The organism is Parabacteroides caecihominis (assembly GCF_023656785.1).
GTDB lineage: Bacteria > Bacteroidota > Bacteroidia > Bacteroidales > Tannerellaceae > Parabacteroides > Parabacteroides segnis.
On the sequence record NZ_JAMOKS010000031.1, the window covers coordinates 64,731 to 86,118 of the forward strand.

Annotated in this window: 16 protein-coding genes; 3 read left to right on the forward strand and 13 right to left on the reverse strand. The window is 45.7% G+C overall.

What is annotated here, in order from left to right; translation table 11 throughout:
- Positions 1–6: 6 nt before the first annotated feature.
- From NBH14_RS21600 to NBH14_RS21610, 3 genes are all read right to left on the reverse strand, one after another.
- A complete protein-coding gene (locus tag NBH14_RS21600; RefSeq protein ID WP_009859954.1) occupies positions 7–681 on the reverse strand; it encodes a phosphatidylserine decarboxylase family protein in 675 nt (224 codons plus the stop codon).
- Positions 682–810: 129 nt separating this feature from the next.
- Positions 811–4,074, reverse strand: a complete 3,264-nt coding sequence (locus NBH14_RS21605) for a UvrD-helicase domain-containing protein (protein WP_186961077.1) — start codon at positions 4,072–4,074, stop codon at positions 811–813.
- A 378-nt stretch (positions 4,075–4,452) separates the two neighbouring features.
- Entirely contained in the window at positions 4,453–4,797 is a 345-nt protein-coding gene (locus NBH14_RS21610; protein ID WP_046146108.1) for a translation initiation factor, read from the reverse strand.
- A gap of 131 nt (positions 4,798–4,928) precedes the next feature.
- Here NBH14_RS21610 and NBH14_RS21615 point away from each other — a divergent pair, with 131 nt between their 5' ends.
- Positions 4,929–6,839 carry a sensor histidine kinase gene (locus tag NBH14_RS21615; RefSeq protein ID WP_186961076.1) on the forward strand — a complete coding sequence of 637 codons (1,911 nt, stop codon included), beginning with the start codon at positions 4,929–4,931 and terminating at the stop codon, positions 6,837–6,839.
- Here NBH14_RS21615 and ispF read toward each other — a convergent pair.
- From ispF to NBH14_RS21655, 8 genes are all read right to left on the reverse strand, one after another.
- Positions 6,817–7,293, reverse strand: coding sequence for a 2-C-methyl-D-erythritol 2,4-cyclodiphosphate synthase (ispF, locus tag NBH14_RS21620; RefSeq protein ID WP_186961075.1), 477 nt, complete (start codon positions 7,291–7,293; stop codon positions 6,817–6,819). The two genes, NBH14_RS21615 and ispF, sit on opposite strands and share 23 nt — an antisense overlap.
- 30 nt (positions 7,294–7,323) lie before the next feature.
- The gene (porV, locus tag NBH14_RS21625; RefSeq protein ID WP_186961074.1) at positions 7,324–8,517 is read right to left on the reverse strand and encodes a type IX secretion system outer membrane channel protein PorV; all 1,194 of its coding nucleotides are present in this window, start codon (positions 8,515–8,517) and stop codon (positions 7,324–7,326) included.
- Between the two features lie 68 nt (positions 8,518–8,585).
- On the reverse strand, positions 8,586–11,981 hold the full coding sequence (gene porU / locus NBH14_RS21630) for a type IX secretion system sortase PorU (RefSeq protein WP_186961073.1): 3,396 nt from the start codon (positions 11,979–11,981) through the stop codon (positions 8,586–8,588).
- Between the two features lie 16 nt (positions 11,982–11,997).
- Entirely contained in the window at positions 11,998–12,612 is a 615-nt protein-coding gene (locus tag NBH14_RS21635; RefSeq protein ID WP_128135159.1) for a fumarylacetoacetate hydrolase family protein, read from the reverse strand.
- A gap of 1 nt (position 12,613) precedes the next feature.
- Entirely contained in the window at positions 12,614–13,264 is a 651-nt protein-coding gene (locus tag NBH14_RS21640) for a redox-sensing transcriptional repressor Rex (protein WP_046146104.1), read from the reverse strand.
- Positions 13,265–13,318: 54 nt separating this feature from the next.
- Positions 13,319–14,671, reverse strand: a complete 1,353-nt coding sequence (locus NBH14_RS21645) for an ATP-binding protein (protein ID WP_186961072.1) — start codon at positions 14,669–14,671, stop codon at positions 13,319–13,321.
- A gap of 151 nt (positions 14,672–14,822) precedes the next feature.
- Positions 14,823–16,277 (reverse strand): aminoacyl-histidine dipeptidase, encoded by a 1,455-nt coding sequence (locus tag NBH14_RS21650; protein WP_186961071.1) that lies wholly within the window; start codon positions 16,275–16,277, stop codon positions 14,823–14,825.
- A gap of 47 nt (positions 16,278–16,324) precedes the next feature.
- Positions 16,325–17,332: a lysylphosphatidylglycerol synthase transmembrane domain-containing protein gene (locus NBH14_RS21655; protein ID WP_128135160.1), complete on the reverse strand. Its 1,008-nt coding sequence runs from the start codon at positions 17,330–17,332 to the stop codon at positions 16,325–16,327.
- Between the two features lie 96 nt (positions 17,333–17,428).
- Here NBH14_RS21655 and rsmA point away from each other — a divergent pair, with 96 nt between their 5' ends.
- Both rsmA and mgtE read left to right on the forward strand, forming a co-directional pair.
- Entirely contained in the window at positions 17,429–18,232 is an 804-nt protein-coding gene (gene rsmA, locus NBH14_RS21660) for a 16S rRNA (adenine(1518)-N(6)/adenine(1519)-N(6))-dimethyltransferase RsmA (RefSeq protein ID WP_010800833.1), read from the forward strand.
- A gap of 26 nt (positions 18,233–18,258) precedes the next feature.
- Positions 18,259–19,605, forward strand: coding sequence for a magnesium transporter (mgtE, locus tag NBH14_RS21665; RefSeq protein WP_186961070.1), 1,347 nt, complete (start codon positions 18,259–18,261; stop codon positions 19,603–19,605).
- Positions 19,606–19,735: 130 nt separating this feature from the next.
- On the opposite strand, the gene NBH14_RS21670 is transcribed toward mgtE, so the two are convergent.
- Positions 19,736–20,206, reverse strand: coding sequence for a glucosaminidase domain-containing protein (locus NBH14_RS21670; protein WP_009859968.1), 471 nt, complete (start codon positions 20,204–20,206; stop codon positions 19,736–19,738).
- Positions 20,207–20,224: 18 nt separating this feature from the next.
- Positions 20,225–20,674, reverse strand: a complete 450-nt coding sequence (locus tag NBH14_RS21675) for an HU family DNA-binding protein (protein WP_128135162.1) — start codon at positions 20,672–20,674, stop codon at positions 20,225–20,227.
- Positions 20,675–21,388: the final 714 nt, after the last annotated feature.

Sequence of the window (21,388 nt, forward strand, 5' to 3'; positions counted from 1 at the left end):
CGGATTCTATTCGCACGGGCATTTGCTTAACCGTGCAATCGGTGTCTGGTTACCGGTCACCTTCTGATCCATCTCAATCAAGACTTCGGTTCCCACCGGCAAATAAACATCTACACGCGACCCGAATTTGATAAAACCCATCTGTTCATCCACGTGACATTTTTCTCCAACCTTGGCATACGTAACAATACGCCGGGCAAGTGCTCCCGCAATCTGGCGTGCCAGTACATCCACCCCATTCTTGGTTGTGATAACAACGGCCGAACGTTCGTTCTCGGTACTGCTCTTCGGCAAATAGGCCGCCATGAACCGTCCGTTATTATGAGAGACATGTTTCACGGTGCCGTTTACCGGAAACCAGTTGGCATGTACGTTAAACACAGACATAAAGATAGATATCTGCAAACATTTCCGGTGAAGGATCTCGTTTTCCATCACTTCCTCGATCGCTACGATCGTACCGTCGGCCGGTGCAATCACCAGACCTTCAGAGTCGTAAGGGAAACGACGAAACGGACTGCGGAAGAAATTCAGGATCAGCAGGAAAAGAATAGTCGAAACTGTCGCAACAGAATAGAACAGCACTCCCTTACCTACGGTATGGTATAATGCGACATTTACGACAAATAAAACCGTAAATAACGTAAGTAGCAGGCCTGTTCCTTCTTTATGTACTTTCATCCTTCTTCTTAAACTGCGTTTTTATTACAATTTGCAAAAGTATTCATTTTTACGGAATAACAAAACAAATAAGATGACAAATCAGTTGACTGCGGACAGATGCGAAGCCGGACTGTCAACCGGGAGTCATCAACTGTCTACAGATTCGATAGTTCCCAGTTCCACATACCACAGGTAACCCTCTACTTTTTCATATCCCATCTGCCGGATCAGTTTCATATAATTCTTCACCTGGTTATGATATCTCTTATCCTGAATTTCACCGAATTTATAGTCGATCACCACGACTTTATCTTCCGATATCATGACCCGGTCGGGACGTTTGGACAGTCCTTTTCCGAAAAGGATATCGACTTCATTCAGCACACGGGCCGTCCCGTCATACCAAGGATGCACTTCCGGCATTTCCAGCAATTCTTCCAGCCGGACAATCAACGACTCTGCTTCATCCTTATTGATGACACCGGCCAAACGATAGCTTTCGACGGCTGCGGGGATATCTTTTTGTGTCCGTATCTGACTGAGCACCTCGTGCATCAGGGCACCGTGTTTACGGCGGGCATTATCAAAGAAAAAGCCTTTGCCATGCAGACGAAGCTGTAAACGGTCGTCGGGGGAAATAGAGTTGATACGAGCCATCGCGATCTCCTCGGGACTGTGTCCATCCTGCTTTGCTGCTGCGGGATGCCACCAACTACCCAGTTCAAAGATCCCTTCTTTCGTATCAAAAGAAGAAGGCAATGAAACAAGCGTGTCTCCTTCCCGGGTATCCTTCACCTCCAGATACAAGCCAGCCCATAAAGCATCGGCCATGGAAGAGATCTTTTCAACTTCGCCGGTCTCTTCCTTTATCTTTTTCGGACGGGGAGCAAAGACGATCAGTTCATCTTTGGAGCGGGTGAAAGCGACATATAATGTATTCAGATTATCAATAAAAGCATGCAACCGCTCACGGAAATAGTCTTCCGCAAAAATGGTATTCCCCAACGACTGGCTGTAGCGGACAGGAACCAGATGCAGCCGGTTGAACGGTTTGGTTTCCGGCTTGCACCACAGGATAACCGGTTTGCTGGGCTTATGGTCTATCTCCCAGTCACCGAACGGGATAATGACGACCTTGAATCCGAGTCCTTTCGACTTATGGACGGTAAGGATACGGATGGCATTCTGCGCATCCGGGGTAGCGATTGTTTTACGGTATCCCGTCTCATCCCACCACTTCAGGAAGCGGGTCAGATCGGCACTTTCTTTTTGGGTATACTCCGATACCATATCGAGAAACGCCTGAACGAAGACCTGTTCGTTATTCTGAAATTCTCCGGAGAAAAGACGGAAAAGTCCTTCTGATATTTCATACAGTGACTGGCGGGAAAGTGCCTGCAACTCCGATGCAATCTCCGGCGGAAAAGCCAGGTCGGAAACGGCTACGGAATATGCTTCCGGAAGATTCTCGTCTTTCGTCGCTCCCTGTAAAATCCGGTAAGAGTACAAGGCTGTCTGTTCATTGATTTTATCTTCCGGATTTCTCAGATACCGTAACAGGGCAACCATAAAACGAACAGCCGGCGATCCGCTGACAAACAGGGCGTCGTCGGAGATTATGTCGTAATGATAACGGTCGGAAGGGTTTGCCTCCTTATAGGAAAGCAGCTTTTCAGCCACCATCGCCCCTTCCATATTGGTACGGACCAAAATGGCGATATCCTTCAGGGCATAACCGTTATCCTGTAATTGTTCCACCACACCGGGCAAACGGTCCAGGGCCTCTTCTTTCCAGTCTTTCTCTTCATCACCGGCAAGAAATTCTATTTTGACATGGCCGTCTTTCTGTTTGAACGGTGGCGGAACCTGTTGATAACTTTTCGTATAAGCCGACATGATCTTTGTCAGATAGGCGGCACGCTGTTCTTCACTCAGCGAAGAGGTCAGCAGGCTTTCGTTATATACGCTTTGCAAGACACCGGGGATAGCGGTAAAAAACGTATTATTAAATTCAACGATATTCCGGCAACTGCGCCAGTTTTCCTTCAATGTTTCTTCTCGTACTTCTTCCTGCGAGAAATCGGCTTGCACCTGTTCATCCAGCAATTTCCAGTCGGAGTTGCGGAAGCGGTAGATACTTTGTTTTACGTCTCCCACAATCAGATTGGCCCGGTCGTGTGCCAGACTTTCTTCGATCAGCGGACGGAAGTTGTTCCATTGCATACCGCTGGTGTCCTGAAATTCATCAATCATATAATGATCGACGTGCGTACCGGTCTTTTCATAGATGAACGGGGCATCGCTGCCTCCGATCACTTTATTCAGCAGCTCGGTCGTATCGGCGATCAGCATGACATTCTTTTCCTCCCGATAGGAGGCTATCTGGCGGGAAACGTCGGTCAGGATACCCAGCGTATAATAATAACGAACGATTTCACGGGCCGTATTATAAGCGGTCAGATTAGAGAACAGGGCGATGATACGTTTGATACAATCATTCAACCCGTCTTCAAAAACACAACCGATGACCTGACGCATTCCTATCGGGGTTGTTTTGGTAAAACAGCCTTCCAGATTATCGGCTAAACCGATGAAGGTGGCTGTCGGCTCTTTCATCTCGCCTTTCGCCAGACGGTCCAGCAGGGTAAGCGGAGAACGGCTTCCTCCCTTAAAATCGGTTGTACGGATAGCATACTTATTGAGTAAAGCAAGACCGCTCTCGCCCAATCGTTTCGCTTCGGCTTCTACCGAACGGATAATACCGAACAATTCATTTTTATAGTTTTCGAGTGCTTCCTTATCCTCAATATCTTTAGCCACTTCTTCACTGGAAGCCTTGTAGCTTTCCTTAAAAACTTCACGGCTCAACGACATGATATCTTTACGGAGGTTCCATTCGCCTCCATTCTCTATCTTATCTTCGGCGAAACGAAGCAGCCAGCCTAACAGTTCCTTGCTTTCCGGCTTTTCAAGATCCGCCAGCAGGTTATCGACAGCTGAAGTGAGCACCAGCTCCTGGTCCATTTCAATGCCATAGCCGCCCTGCAAACCTATTTCACGGGTAAAAGCACGCATAGTCTGCTGGAAGAAACGGTCGATGGTACTGATATTGAATGCCGAATAATCGTGCAGGATATCGGTTAATATCTTTTTTGCCTGTTTACGGACTTGTTCTTCGGTCAGCGCATAGGTAGCCCGCAAAGATTCCACATAATCAGACTTACGACCGGAAGAGAGGTTGTAAAGTTCCTCCACAATACGGCTTTTCATCTCATCGGTAGCCTTATTGGTAAACGTCACCGCCAAGATACGGCGATAAGCTCCCGTCCCGCCAAACAGCAAGGTCAGATATTCACCGGTCAGCTTATGGGTTTTTCCGGCTCCCGCCGAGGCTCTGTAAACAGTCAGCATAGTTTTAATTATTAATGAGAGGTTTTAAATTAGAAAAAATTGAGCTATCTGCTAATTATTGAATTGAACCAATTAGCGACAGTGTCTTCAGGCTGTAGGCCTGTAACAAACTAGCCCAGGGTTCTAACCCTGGGTCCCCTTGAATCCTTCTCTTTCTGAGGCACCCTGTAGGGGTGCGACAAGATTGAAAGGGGTTGATATTTATCTTGTCCCGCCCCTACAGGGCGGAAAGACAGGAGCGGGTTTTCATAAACCCAGGGTTAGAACCCTGGGCTGGTTTGTTAAAGCCTTACAGGCTTACATTGACACCGTAAGGGCGGTTCGCGAATCGCCCCGACCAACGACACTACATTCAAACCTGACAAATATTGAATCTCCTCAAATAATCCGGCTCTTTACATAGCCTTCCTTTTGAAGGATTTCAAGTACTTTCTGACGCAAATCTCCCTGTACGATGATTTCTCCGTCCTTAGCGGAACCGCCTACCCCGCATTTTACCTTCAGGAATTTACCTAAAGCCTCCATATCCTCTGTCGTACCACGGAATCCGGTCACCAATGTAACGGCTTTACCACCCCGGTTCCGCTTGTCCAGCGAGATACGCAATTGTTGTTTCTCTTTGGGAAGTGTATCTTCTTCTACCTCATCCCCTGTATTATATTGAAAATCCGGATTGGTGGAATACATCACCCCCAAACGGTCTTTCCAGTCATTATTCTTCATAATTCATTACATTTTATTTGGTTCAAAACTACAAATTAACAGCGGGATAAGCAAAAGAACGGAGAATAATACATATCTTTGCTTGAAACAGACTGATTTTCATAACTATTTTAATTATCACACTAGTTCGTATGAAAAGACTTTTTTTCATATTATCCCTTATACTACTGATTGATCGTTCCATGTATGCCCTGCCGGACGATAAGGACGATTATATTTTAGTTATCCATTCCATCAACTTTAACGAAGTATGGACGCAAGGTATTTACGAAGCAATCAATAAGACTTTTTCCCAGGAACATATAACAGTGCTTGGCGAGGAGTTATCTATCCCTGCTATAAAAGATACGACAGATGTAAATGAGAAACTGGAAATATTACGTAATAAATACCCCACCCCTCCCAAAGTCGTTGTTTGCATAGGCGATCCGGCCTGGTTGCTCTGCCGTCCCCTTTTTGATAATGAATGGAAAAATGTACCTTCCATCATCTGCCATTCCCAGGAACTGGTCCCGATAAAAATAGAATATTTACTGAAAAGAGACCTGGAAACTATCGAACATATGGCTCTTACGGAAGATGAGATAAAGGGATACAATACAACCAGACTAATCCAGCCCCTTTTTGTAAAAGAGACCATTGAAACAATAAAGAAGCTACAGCCTGAACTGAAAAAAATAATCTTTATTTGCGACAACCGCTACATCAGTTTATATACCAAGCAGGAGCTTTCAAAAACAATACAGGCAAATTATCCCGAGTTAAAACTGGAAGTGTTGTCCACTCCAGCCCTCTCTACCGAAAATCTGCTGGACAGCTTAAGTATATATGACCAGAAAGCAGGCATCATCTATTACTCCTGGTTTGTCTTCAAGAACTCCAAAGAGAATCATTACCTGATCGATAACGTGCAAAAGATGACCAACAGTTTTTCCCTGCCACCGGTCTATCTTCTGGCAGACCTAAACATCGAGACCGGCAATTTTGCCGGGGGACATTATATCTCGGAAAATGATTTCAGCGAATCTGTTATTACCACCGTCCGGTTAATATGGCAAGGAACCGCAGCCCGGGATATCCAAACCCATATCGGAGGGGAGCCGCACACCTATCTCAATTACCAGCATCTGCTCAACCACGGCATCGAACCGTCCCGCTTTCCACCCAATGCCATTTATTACCAGCAGCCACCGACATTCTTTCAGAAATATAAAATACATCTGTTCAGTGCATTTGCAATCATTATCCTGCTGGCGACAATTGCCGTCCTGCGCTTCCGGCTTTATATCCAAAAGCTAAAACAAGAAGACGAACGCCGCGAAAAGGAAAAAGCGGAAGAGGCTAACCGGCTGAAATCTGCGTTTCTGGCAAACATGAGCCACGAAATACGCACTCCGCTCAATGCCATCGTCGGCTTCTCCAACCTGATCGCCCATTCGGAAAGTCCGGAAGACACTGCCGAATTCTGTAATATCATCGAAACTAATAACGAGCTATTGCTCCAACTGGTCAACGATATACTGGATTTATCAAAGATAGAGGCCGGCCAATTGGATTTTACCTTCTCCAACATCAATGTTTCTTCGTTATTCACCACACTGGCACAGACATTCAAAAGCCGGACAAAAGAAGAAGTAATACTGGAATGTTCAACACCCGTACATCCCTGTTTTATCTACTCGGAAAAGACACGCCTGACACAGGTCATAACCAATTTTCTGACCAATGCCTGCAAATTCACTTTCAGAGGAACTATAAGAATGGGATATGAAGAAATAGAAGGCGGCCTGCGTTTTTATGTTTCCGACACCGGCAAAGGTATTTCCAAAGAAAACCTTCCGCACGTGTTCGAACGTTTTGCCAAATTCGACAATTTCATACAAGGTACAGGACTGGGATTATCTATCTGCCTGACAATTGTAAAACGTCTGAACGGAGAGATCGGAGTCGAATCGGAAGAGGGGAAAGGAAGCACCTTCTGGTTCACCATCCCCTGTGAAGTTCATCATAAAGACATTGTCATTTCTGAATCAAGACAGTAGCATAAGCGGCAATTCCTTCCTGGCGTCCGGTGAAGCCCAGCTTTTCTGTGGTAGTCGCTTTGATGGATATATCCTCTACATCTACTCCCATCACTTCGGCCAATGTCTGTTTCATCAGCGGGATATGCGGATTCAATTTCGGTTTTTCAGCTGCTATCGTTGCATCTATATTACCTAACGTATAGCCGGCATCACGAAGCAACTCCATTGTTTCATATAGTAAAACTTTACTGTCAATGCCTTCATACTCTTCAGCCGTATCAGGAAAATGATAACCGATATCGCGCATATTGGCAGCCCCCAGTAAAGCATCACAAATGGCATGTATCAACACATCCGCATCGCTATGCCCTTGCAACCCCATTGAATGTTCGATTCGAATCCCTCCTAACCACAACTCACGGTCAGCGACAAACGCATGCACATCATAGCCGAAACCAACCCGTATCTTCATAATTTTCAGTTCTTAATTTTCAATCTTCAATTATCTGAACAGGTTCTTTATCCCGTCCATATCAAACGACAGTGTGAAACGAAGTGTCTGGTCCAACGGGTTACTCTGAACGGTACTTACCAGATAGGCTGCATCCAACTGGAATACACTCATGCGGAAACCGGCTCCGACAGAGAAATACTGGCGGTTACCCTTATTGGCATTCTCATAGAAATAACCTCCACGAAGGAAAAACTGCTCGTTATAGCTATACTCGGCACCGATCGAGACCATTACTTCCTGCAATTCACCCTTGAAACCGTCAGGCGAGTCACCGAAAGATTTGAAGATACCGGAGATACCGGATACATTATTATAATCTTCTTTTTTCTTATCGTATTCGGCTTTCTCTTCATCCGTATACCCTTCCTGCAAATAAGGCAGACTCGGAACCAGATATTTACTCAAATCCAGATACAAACCGATCCGGTTATAATCATCGATCGGATACAGCAAACCGGTACCCAGACGAAGTGTTGTCGGAATAAATTCATTATGTTCTCCCCCATCATAAGAGATTTTAGTACCAATATTAGACACATTGAAACCGAAACTCCACAAACATTCACTGTTACCCAGGATCACATATTTCTCCAGATAACCCGCAATATCCGCAGCAAAGGCATTACCGGGCACGCGGCTTTCATCAGCCGGGTCAGTTCCCATATCCGAGCGGATATAACGCATAGCCACAGCCATCGAAAAAGATTCAGACAATTTACGGCTATAACTTACGTCGAAAGCCATTTCATACGGACTAACGGAATAATTACCTGTCGACTCTCCGGTAATAGGATTATAGGGTACATCTCCCAACGAGAAATAACGCAAGGAAGCACCGACAGCCTGCAAATCGCTATCACCGATTTTATAGTAACCGGACAGATTCGCCAAAGCCACATCATTGACCAACTTACGCAACCAGGGAGTATATGATAAAGAAACGCCTGCCTTACTATACATAAACGCATATTTAGCAGGGTTCCAATATTGAGAGTTTATATCGGGAGTAGTCGACGCCCCGTTATCACCCATACCACCACCACGTGCATCAGGTGCAATTGATAGCGAAGGCACTGCAGTATTAACCGGAGCAAATGTATTTTTCTTCTGAGCCCACACGGATAATACAGCCAAAAGGCTGAATACTACTATAAATGTACTGATTCTTAATTCTTTTATCATACTATATCTGTTAAAAACGCGGTAAATAAAATTTACCCTACCAACATATAAACTGATTTTATATTACTTTATTGTGCGAGGATTATTAATTTCTTTGCGTCTGTTGCCTCTTTGGAGCCACCCGAGCTGATCGCCGCACGATAAATATATACCCCGGGACGAAGGCGTCCTCCCCGGTTATTCGTCAGATCCCAGGTTACCGTATAGGACTTGAACAGTTCGGAAGCGCCGGTCTCCTGATGCTTCCATTGCAGACGTCCCATCATATCGTACACCATGATACCGACTGTCAGCTGGCTTTCCGGACGATTATGGAACAAATGGAACTCCACCTGTTCACGTGCCGGACTGGGCGATGCCGTCAACTCCAGCAGATAAGGCTTCAATCCCTCGACTACCTCAAATTCAAATTCATATGTCGTCGAATTGTTCTGTATATCCCAGACTTTAAACTCTGCGGTATGGATTCCCGGCGTTAAAGCAGGGATCAGGTATTTCGCGATTCCTTCTCCGTCACTTCCCGGGATCAGTTCATAATAACTGTTCAGATTAAAGCTGAACGAGGGATCGCCGTCGATAATCAGCATCATATCATGACCGATGCTGCTACCCGTTATATTCACACCACTCTTATCCCAAAGACGCGCCACAAAGAACGGGGTTGTATTGACCTGGCCGCCACTGACGAATGTCGAATCGTTCAGGTATAATGCACGGACTTCGGGACCATCATGATCGTCTTCCGCGTTATCATCAGTTCCTCCGACCCGATAATTCAGATAAGCACCCTGTGCCTCCAGATTGTTTGTTTCATCCGATGCGTAAAGGTTCATCTTACCGAACTCATTCGAATAAGAAATATCCTTCGGCACAGTAAACGTGAAACTGAACTTTCCGGCACGAACTGAATCGTTACCGATAAAAAGTATGTTTGAATAATCTGTATATTTGAATTTCGTTCCGGTCTTATTATTATCCAATGTCTCATAAGAAAGGCGGCTGTCCATAACGGTCGGGTTCAGCAGGCCATTGAAGTCTGTGGCAATATTTCCTCCCGGATCCAAGACTTCGCCTTCCACCGTTATCTTCTGCAATGCTTTAAAATCGACCGGTTCGTCCGTTACCGGATTCCCGTTTATAGCCGTCACCTGCATCCGGTACTCCGGATAAGCCAGCTTCAATGCGGGATCGCCGATCAAAGCGAATCCCAACTTATAGCGGCTGGAACCCAATGCCTGTTTGGTTGCTTTCATCACCTCACCCAACGTTAGCCGGCGTCCGTTCTTTTTCTCGAACAAGTTACGGATCAAGTTGTCATTAATAGAAAAGTTAGGACTGGAATAAGCCACACGAGTCGTAGTAAACAAACCGATACCACCACTTACCTTATTCAGGAACACCTGCTCGCCGGCAGAAGTAACCGGAGCATCAAAACGGCAGAAGTCACAAGTCGCCGTAATCCACACAGGCAGACGAGTATAAGTTGATTTCGTTATATCACTTTCTGTCAATACCTTTTCATCACTCCAGGATACGGTATTACCATGACCTGTATAATTGATCAGCAACAATCCGTTCTTAAGCTGTTTCTGAAGATTCGTCTTTACATCGGGATAGGTACTTAAACCTCCGGAAAAGTCCTTTTTATAAGAATCAAAATAAATCTTGTTTACCATGAACTCCGGATGACTGGTATTTATATATTCACCCAGCTCATCAGCCTGTTGAGCATGCTGTATCATGTAACCGTCCGCATTACTTCCGTCATCAGCTACAAAGCAGACGTTATTCTTCCACGATCCGGTCTCTTTATTATCCATATAGTTGATAACCTTATCCACCATATTGGTCGCTTCGGCCAATGTCCGGACAGGGAAACGTCCGATACCGATATCCACTCTGGCTGACACTAACCCCTTTCCGTTATTGCTGTCATCCAGAAAACCGAAATAGTCATCTACCACATATGATTTATCATCCAAAGATTCCTCAGTCTGATAAGTCAGCAGCATATTGTTTTTTGCCACATTCTGCCAACTTGAAGTAATGAAGCGATTATCAAACGCCCCGTCACCGAAAAGAAGCAGATATTTGGGAGCATCGGCCTCCGAAGTCTGCCGGTCATAAAACATCTTCATAAAACGACGGTAGGCTGTCGCATCCGGGGTTCCACTGGAAAATTCATTATAAATCGCATCCGGAGAAACGACCTGAACGGTCAACCCGTCGCGGGTACGATGTGCTTCGGCCAGACGTTCTGCCTGCGAAGCCAAACCTGACTGAGCGATAATAACCATATCTGTCTGCGGCAAAGCATGCAAATCCTGATTCGTCACATCACCTATCACTTCAGGGGACGGTAATGTCTGGTTTCGCTGCACCAGGGCAAATTCCCTCAACGTTCCCGCCGGAATAGAGAAAGACAATTCGCTTCCGCTCAATTCCGTTTCCATCCGTTTCGGGTTCAACTTATCGGTCACATCAAAGACCAACGTATTCGCATTCGCATTCTGAATAACGAAACGGGAAGCGTTATTTACCGAAGCCAGGCTACGGAAAAAAGTACAGGCGTCATAGGGTTGCAGTTCACGTTTCATCTGCAAACGGATAAAATCCAGATGTACGTTCTTATGCCCTAACTGTCCGTATCTTACATTTACTTTCACATTTGTACTTTTGTCCCCCTTCCAATCCACGACCTCATATACCGAACGTGCCATAGTATACGTTTCACTACCACCCGTACTGCTATAAGAGATACTCCTTTCCAACACTTTGTTTCCATCCACGCTCATGGTCACACTTCCGTTACCACTTGTCGGCTTGGCGATAAAGCGCAACGTGACCTTACCGTCATCATTGGTTATACCGGTTATACCGTTAAATGAGAAGTCCCTTGAAAGAGTCATATCCATCGCTTCCCCAAAAAGTTCACGTCCTGAGTTATTAACGGAAACAAGGTCTTTTTCATGCAAAAGATAATCATCATAAGTCGTCACTTTCAGAGATGCACCGGCAGCAGACGCCACAGATTCCATTTCTTTTGTACCTGTTGCATCCGTCAGGAAGTAATAACCGTAATTGGAATAAGGGTTATTGGTATGGACAAAACTTTTTAATTCCTTGTTGTCGTACGTCCAGTCGGTAACACCGCAACCATAGAACAGCAAATAATCGTCACCACGCCAGACCGGCACGGCGGGCACATCGTCTATATAAGGTTTCGAGAAATCTTCATCTAACATACAACCGCCATACCCATGCACGGAAACCTTGGCAGGATCAGAGAACCCCATTCCACGCAGGTCGGCATATGTCAGTTTATAAAATCCTCTGTCTTCAACCTGTACCTTCACCCATTTGCCGGACGACAATGCGGAACTGGCTGCATATTTGCTACCATCCGCCCAGGCAGAAGTAAAAAAGCAGATACTTATTATTAATGTATATAGTATTCGTAGCATAGTCATTCATTTCCCGTTATCTCACGTGGAAATCCAAAAGCTTCCGCTCGCCGATATAGCCCTGCAAATGATCATCGATCTTAACCGGCCCTACACCCACCGGCGTACCTGTAAAAATCAAATCTCCTATCTTCAGGGTAAAGAAACGGCTCACATAAGCGATAATCTTGTCTACCGGAAAAAGCATATCCGAGGTATTTCCCTCCTGCACTTTCTGACCGTTTATATCCAGATGGAACGGGATACTGTTGATATCCCCAACTCTGTCCAATGGCACAAACGCCCCGATAACAGCCGAATTATCAAATGCTTTACTGATCTCCCAAGGCAATCCTTTCGCACGCAACTCTCTTTGCAGATCACGGGCGGTAAAATCGATACCGACTGTTACTTCATTATAGTAACGATGTGCAAAACGTTCGGCGATGTTCTTACCCAGCCGGTCTATCTTCACGACAATCTCCGTTTCATAATGTATCTCCGATGAAAAATCGGGAATGAAAAACGGTTTTCCATCCTTCAACAGGGAGGAATCGGATTTCATAAAGATAGTAGGCTCCGATAATTCTAACGAATGATGCAGCTCTTTATTGTGTTCTGCATAATTCATTCCTACTGCTATAATCTTCATTTCAGTGATTAATTGAGTTCAAGCGATTAAACATGACAGCCAGATGGGCATACATGGAAGTATTCTGTACTACAATATGTTCCGGGACACGGATACGGAACGGGGTAAAATTCCATAAGGCTTTGATTCCCCCGGCAATGATCTGCTCGGTCACCTCCTGCGCTTTATCGACAGGCACGGTAATAACACCGATCGTCGCCCCGAATTCTTTTTGCTTAGCAGGAAAATCATCCAAATGAAATACAGGAATGCCATTGACAACCGTTCCGGCCAGTTCCTTGCGGACATCAAATCCGGCAACGATCTCCAGACCGTACTGATTCAACCCGGTGTCCTGCAATAAAGCAGCTCCCAGGCTACCAACACCAAATAAAAAGGCCTTGTGCTGCGCGGTAAAACCTAAAAAATCCTCCAACACATCCACAAGGGCACAAATATCATAGCCTACCCTGGTTTTCCCCGAAATATTTACAAACGAAAGATCTTTCGCCACCTGGCTAGGATCTACATTAATTTCTTTAGCAATCTGGGTAGATGATACAAACGTCTCTCCCTTACCTTTCATCAGTTTCAGAAAAGCAAGATACCAGGGCAATCTCCGAAGCGTCGGCTCCGGAATTTTCCAGGCTTGTTTCAAGTCATCATTAGCCATTATTTTGTACTTTATTAATGTAGCTCACAAAAGTACAATTTTTTTCTTTCCTTTTTAGTTTATAGCCGATTTTATATGTTTGGACATTACCGCATCCAACGAGCCTACATAATAAAAAGGGACATTGATCAAATGGAAAGATTTACCTTTCGTTGTCTTTACCTCATCAACAGAATAGGTACCATTCCAAACCCGGACCGCCCAATCATGCGGCGCTTCATCCATAAAAGAATGTATAGACCTTAATTTTGCATTATGCCCTGATTTCACTTCTACAGGAATGATCATCGAATCATATAGATAGACAAAGTCGACCTCTGCTGACGAACCGGCTTTACCCCTCACCCAATAATTTCTCCGCTGAGATACCTTATCGGACAAGGTTAATAGCTCTTGCCCAACTACCTGCTCGGCAATCATCCCCCTCCAGGCATCCGTAATATCAGAAGCGCCGAAAATTTCTTTTTGCAAACCGGCTGCGTAGTTTACCAATCCTGTATCCAACCAGAGAAGTTTCGGAGACCGTTTCAAATCAGAGATCAGAGGAATAGAAGCAGAAACAGTAGGATAAGCCAACTCCAATAACAGCGCCTTTGTCAATGTACGGAAAGCCTCTCCTACTTCGCGGGCTTTATAAGGAGATCCGGCAAAAGAACCCAGCGTAATGCTTTGCCCGGCAAAGGCCCATCCTTCCGTCAGAATATAACGGATCACATCAGATTGTACCCCCCCTTTGGCATACTTTTCCACATCATCCCGATAACCATCCAACAGCGTTTCATACACTCTATTCAAAGATATGATATCACCATCAGAGGCATAATTACGCACAACTTCCGGCATTCCACCTATCAACGTATAAATATTAAACAAAGCAATCGTTCTGTCATGAAAAGCTTCGGGTAACTCTGCCTTTTTCACTAAGTCCCTCAATGCAGTCTCAGCAATGGCCCCCAGGAATTCAGAAAAAGAGCAAGGGCGAAGTGCCATATACTCAACACGCCCCACCGGAAAAGAGATATGTACATCTATCAAGCTTTCCAGCAATGAACCGGCAGCGATCACAAACACTTCCGGAAGTTCTTCATAAAAGTAACGTAAGCGGGCTACAGCTTTGGGAGAGTTTTGTATTTCATCAATAAAAAGCAGCGTTCTCCCTCCTTTCTTTGATTTATTACAATACACGTAAAACATATCCATTAATGTAGAAAGAGGTAAAGACGAATCGAACAACTTATTTGCTTCCGGATGTTCCAGATTAAGATAAAGATAATTATCGAATGCTTTACTAAACTCATTCACAACAGTCGTCTTTCCCACCTGTCTCGCTCCACGCAAAATAAGCGGTTTGCGATAGCTGGATTCCGACCATAATTTCAATTTTGTCAACACTTCACGTTCAAACATGACATACAGGATTGATTTTCAGATACAAATATACTGATTTGTTTCAAAACATAGGCAAAACACTTCTATTTTTGTTCCAAAACATAGGCAAAAAGGCTGCATACTCCAAAACGGGAATGCAGCCTTTCGTATAAAGGGTAGATTTTCGTACTTAGATTCTTTCCAGCGTAGCGACAATGAAGTCCCACACTTTTTGCACTGTCGCGATGTTCACCCTTTCATCCGGTGAGTGCGGGTGTTCCAGATCCGGGCCGATAGAAATCATATCCATTGTAGGATAAGATTCCTGGATGATGCCGCATTCCAGTCCGGCATGCATGACCTTTACCGAAGGTTTCTTTCCGAACAATTCCTCGTATGTCTGCTGCATTACGTTCAGAATCGGAGAATTGATGTTCGGCTGCCATCCGCCATAAGAACCGCCGTATTCCACCTTAGCTCCTGCCAAAGCAAATATACTTTCCAGGCTTGAACAAACAGAGGCCTTACGGCTCTCCGATGAACTGCGGACCAATATCTTTATTTCAATCAATTCATTGGATGATTTGACAATGGCCAGGTTGGAAGAAGATTCCACCGTTCCCGGGAAATCACTCAACATACTGATCACACCATTCTGGCAACCTTCGATCGCATTGATAATATCATCCTGAATCTCTTCCGGAATCAGCGTGCCGGGCAGATCAGTCATATCGGCAACAAAGCTGATATTATTCTCAATGCCTTTATATTCCTCCCGGAACATATCCTGATAATCGCTTACCAACTCCCATAAAGCCTCTACATTATCACCGGGAATGGTAACAACGGCAAATGCCTCACGCGGAATCGCATTACGCAACGAACCGCCTTCGATAGACGACAGACGAGCCCCATAGTCGCAAACGGCCTCTTTCAGGAAACGGAATATTAATTTATTGGCATTGGCACGTCCCAGATGGATGTCCACACCCGAGTGACCGCCTTTCAATCCTGTCAGGCTCAGCTTTACAGCCACATCCCCTTCAGGAATATAAGTATCTTCTTTAAACTGGATCGAAATATTCAGGTCCGCACCGCCGGCACAACCGACAAACAATTCACCTTCTTCTTCCGAATCGCAGTTAATCAATGTTTCTCCTTTCAGGAAACCGGGCTTCAAACCGAAAGCGCCATCCATTCCCTCTTCTTCATCGATCGTGAAAAGAGCTTCTATCGGTCCGTGCTTGATAGTCGTATCAGAAAGCACCGCCATAGCCAACGAAGCACCGATACCATTGTCGGCACCCAATGTCGTTTCACGGGCTGTTACCCAGTCGCCATCTATATAAGCATCAATCGGGTCAGTCAGAAAATCATGTTTCACAGAAGAATTTTTCTGGGGAACCATATCCAGGTGAGATTGCAGGATTACTGTTTTGCGGCCTTCCATTCCGGGAGTGGCCGGTTTACGGATCAGAACGTTTCCTGCTCCATCCCGCAAAGTTTCCAATCCCAATCCTTTTCCAAAAGCTTCTACAAAACGAGTGACTGCTTCCATGTGTCCTGTCGGACGGGGGATTTGTGTGAGGTCATAGAAATAACCCCAGACATGCTGCGGGGAAAGATTCTTGATTTCTGCTGACATAGACTTAATGTTTAATTTTAAAAACTCTTATTTTATACATATAGTATCTATTCTGAAACAACGGCGGGTGCCTCTTTGTTCGTAAGTGGCAGAGCCACAATGCCGAACAGGCCGCACAACACCGTCCATGCCGTCTGCACCGTATGAACCACCAGGGCAAAAGCGGCAGCATCATTTTCGTTGACACCAAAGCAAACCAGCGTAGCGATCACCATGAAATGCCAGGCACCGATTCCCGCCTGTACAGGGACGGCAACCCCGATGCTACTCATGGTAAAAGCGATCAGTCCGACCGTTATTCCCAGATCACGGGTAAAGTCGAATGCATAGAACGTTATATAGAAATAACAGAAATAGCCACCCCATATCATCAATGTCTGTGCCACGAAACGTCCTTTCTGCTTCAGCAGCCAGATACTCTTCATTCCGTCCCATACATTCAGCAACAACGCCTTTGCTTTCTGCACCAGCGTAAAGTTACTCATATATTTGAAAACAAACCAAATTCCGACCACTAAAATTACTGCACCGACGTAAATCCATATCGAATCGAACATTTTCTGGAAACCTTCCAGCAGCGCGGGGTTCTTCGCAAAGAAGCTGACAAAGAAGTCGAAATTGAAAATAAAAATCAACAAAGTAATCGATCCCACTACGATCGTATCGCTCACACGGTCGATCAGCAAGGTTCCCAGCAACTTGGTAAACGGGATCTTATCATACTTGGTGATAATACCGCAACGCCAGACTTCGCCGACACGCGGCAGCACCATATTCACGGCATAGTTTCCCAGCACGGCATAAATGATATTACTCATTTTAAAACGCTCGCCCAATGAGGAGATCAACAACCCCCAACGCAATCCGCGAACCACATTGGCAAACAGGCCGAACAGTAAAGAAACCAATATGATATCATATCTTACCCCCTCACGGATGACACGCCATATCTCGGTGACATCCATATGACTATATAAAAACCAAAGCAGCAAACAGCCAAAAGCTAAGGGTAAAAATATCTTGACAAACGTTTGTAGGATACTCTTAAAATTCATTCTACGTAGGATACTTTAAATTATTTGTTGTATTTTTGTGCACCCGCAAAGATAAGCATTATATTTTAATACGAACATTTTACACCAAAGAACTGGATGAGATTAGTTAAGCCAAAGAAAGCATTAGGACAGCATTTCCTGAAGGATTTACAAATCGCTCAGCGTATTGCCGATACGTTGTCGGACTACAAAGATTTACCGGTTCTGGAGATCGGTCCCGGCATGGGAGTGCTTACCCAATACCTGCTGGAAGCGGGCCACGACCTGACCGTGGTGGAACTGGATATGGAATCGGTAGATTACCTGGAACAAAACTTTCCGGCGCTCGAAGGGCGTATCCTGGCAGAAGATTTCCTGCGGCTGGACCTTTCCAAACTTTTCCCCGGCCAGTTCTGTGTGATCGGGAATTATCCTTATAATATATCCAGCCAGATATTCTTTAAAGTCCTCGACTTTAAAGAACACGTGCCCTGCTGTTCGGGGATGATCCAGAAAGAAGTGGCAGAACGTCTGGCAGCCGGACCGGGCAGCAAGACCTACGGTATCCTCAGCGTCCTGTTGCAAGCCTGGTATACGGTAGAATATCTCTTTACTGTCAGTGAATTTGTATTCGACCCGCCTCCAAAAGTGAAAAGTGCAGTCATCCGCATGGTACGGAACGACCGGAAAGAACTGGGATGCGACGAGAAATTATTCAAAACGGTAGTCAAGACCTCTTTCAACCAACGTCGTAAGACACTCCGGAACTCGATGAAACCACTGCTGGGAAAGGATTGTCCGGACTACGCACTGCCGGTTTTCGACAAACGGCCCGAGCAGCTCTCGGTTGAACAGTTCGTCGAACTGACACTAATTGCAGACCGGTGGCTGAAGCAGACGGGGACTATACAGAAGGAATAAAAACGGGGTTACAAACAACATGACCTATGATTGAACTGACGAAAGACTATATCGACAACCTGAAAAGTATCATCGCAGAAAAAGATGATGCCAAAGCACAGGCTTTGCTTCACGATTTATATCCGGCAGATATTGCTGAACTATACCAGGAGTTAAATCTTCGGGAAGCAATCTATCTGTATTTGCTGATGGACGGCGACAAGGCCGCCGACGTCCTGATGGAACTGGATGAAGAGGACCGCCATAAATTACTGAAAGAACTACCCAACGAACTGATCGCCAAACGCTTCGTCGACAATATGGAAACCGACGACGCGGTAGACCTGATGCGTGAGTTGGACGAAGATACACAGGAAGAGATCCTTTCGCATATTGAAGACGTCGAACAGGCCGGCGACATCGTCGACCTGCTGAAATATGATGAAGATACCGCCGGCGGTTTGATGGGTACGGAAATGATCGTGGTCAACGAAAACTGGAGTATGCCTCAATGTATCGATGAAATGCGCAAGCAGGCGGAAGATATGGACGAAATCTATTATGTATATGTCATAGACGACGACGAACGGCTGAAAGGCGTACTTCCCCTCCAGCGGCTGATCACCAACCCGTCCGTCTCGAAGATCAAGCATGTCATGAAGAAGGAGCCGATCTCGGTCCGCGAAAGCGACAGTATCGAAGAGGTTGCCGAAACGATCGAGAAATACGACCTGGTAGCCTTGCCGGTAATAGACAGTATCGGTCGCCTGGTCGGCCGCATCACCATCGACGACGTAATGGATGAAGTCCGCGAACAACACGAACGTGATTACCAGTTGGCATCCGGTATCTCGCAGGACGTGGAAACTTCGGATAATGTATTTACACAGACGGCCGCCCGCCTACCCTGGTTGCTGATCGGTATGATCGGCGGACTGGCAAACTCTGTTATCCTCGGGGGGTTCGAAGGGAATCTGGCGAGTAATCCCAAAATGGCTTTGTTTATTCCCCTGATCGGTGGAACAGGAGGAAATGTCGGCATACAGTCATCCGCTATCGTGGTACAGGGTCTGGCAAACAACTCATTGAAACAGGATAACATTCTTCCGCAGATATTGAAGGAAGGGATTGTTTCGTTGATCAATGCCAGCATCATCAGTCTGGTCGTATTCATATATAACTTCTTTATGCTGGGCGACAAAGGGATAACGGCTTCCGTCTCCCTGAGCTTGTTCGCCGTCGTTATGTTCGCCAGTATTTTCGGTACGCTTGTTCCGATGACGCTCGACCGCCTGAAAATTGATCCGGCATTGGCTACCGGACCATTTATCACCATCACGAACGACATTATCGGGATGATGATTTATATGTTCATCTCTTCGGCATTGACATAAGGGACGGTTCGGTAAGGGCGGTTCGCGAACCGCCCTTACGGGGATCATCCTTGTTTCTTTCTTCCCAACAGGAATCCCAGCAGATCCATAATAAATTGCAGGATCGTTTTCACCTTGTTTGTCTTCTCGCTCATACGCTGTCATTATTAAGATTATACACTATGGGAACCAGCGACTGTGCAATGCTCTCCAACATCTTGCAATAAGCCGCCCGGTTATCCCCGTTCACTTCACTGATATACCTGCTGTAAGCAATCTCACGGGCATACGCCCGGGGATAATGACTCACAGCTGCCGCCTGCTTATAAACCGTCGCTATCAGGCGAGCAAAATCCAGGAAACTGTTTTCAGGACTGTCGTAACGGCGAAACAGCAGACCGTCCGGCTTATCCAGATCAGTCTTGCCGCCATGCCAGTAAGCATTGGCAACACCATACCCCGTCAGTCCGAAAAAGTTATTGTAGCAGGTAGCCAGGGAACTCTCTCCCCAGCCGGTTTCGATAGCAGACTGAGCCAGGATCACCACCGGGTTCAATCCGTACAACTCACCCGCCATACGTGCGGCGGGGAGGTACTTGCGGGTAAATGAATACTTATCCATACACACAGGTTACAGAGATCATTCAATTTCAGGACGATCACTTCCACCACCTGGTGTGGCAGGTTTCGACTCTTCGAGCTTGAAACGCTCGCTCTTAGCCGTCAGGATCAACTCACGCAACTTAGGACCGGGACGGAAGCGAAGGCGGGCGCGATACAACATATTCGAAGAGAACTCCTCAGTAGTCACACTCCCCGAACTGGTCTGCAACAACTGGAAGGTACCCAGCTCGCCACACTGCACCACCTCCCCGCGGGCCAGGAACAGGAGCAGGAATTTGATCACACGGTCTATCACCACCTTCACATCACCGCTCGAAGCAGTAGAACTCTCTGCCACAATTTCGCACAACTCATCGAAGGAACACGTCCCCGTCGCCCGGGTCTGCGCATAGTAGAGTTTCTCTTTCCCTACCTCTACATTTTTACTAAGGTTCTTCCTTTGAACCAAATGAAACTGCAATGCCATACTTTATTGTTTTTAGTTGATTATTAATTACATATCAAAGATACGGCAAGCGCCTACCCACTTTGTAGACAGCGGTGACGTGGTGTGACGAAACGACATTTTATTTCCGATAAATATTGTAGAACCGCAAAGAAGCACGTCATCACGAAGAGCAGGATTGTTGAAAGATCTATTTTAAGTAAAATAACACGAAGAAGGTTTCCACTGGTTGGAAGTCTTTTTTTATTGAGATTTGAAAATCGGGCTTCGCGATGGAACATAGGGAATAATGTGGCAATATGCCAATGTGCCAATTTAGAAAGATTTGAGCTATCTGCTAATTATAGGATGAGCCAGTTAGCGACGGTGTCTTCAGGCTGTAGGCCTGTAACAAACTAGCCCGGGGTTCTAACCCCGGGTTCCCTTGAATCCTTCTCTTTCTGAGGCACCCTGTAGGGGTGCGACAAGACGAAAAGGATTGATATTTAGCTTGTCCCGCCCTTACAGGGCGGAAAGACAAGAGCGGGTTTTCATAAACCCAGGGTTAGAACCCTGGGCTGATTTGTTAAAGCCTTACAGGCTTACATTGACACCGTAAGGGCGGTTCGCGAACCACACGTGTCCACTAAAAATCATTAACACTTCCCTTAACTAATAGTTCTATAGCTATTTGCAGCTATATTTATTACGTATACTTTTGAAATGAGTGTATATTTACATTATGCCAAATTGGCA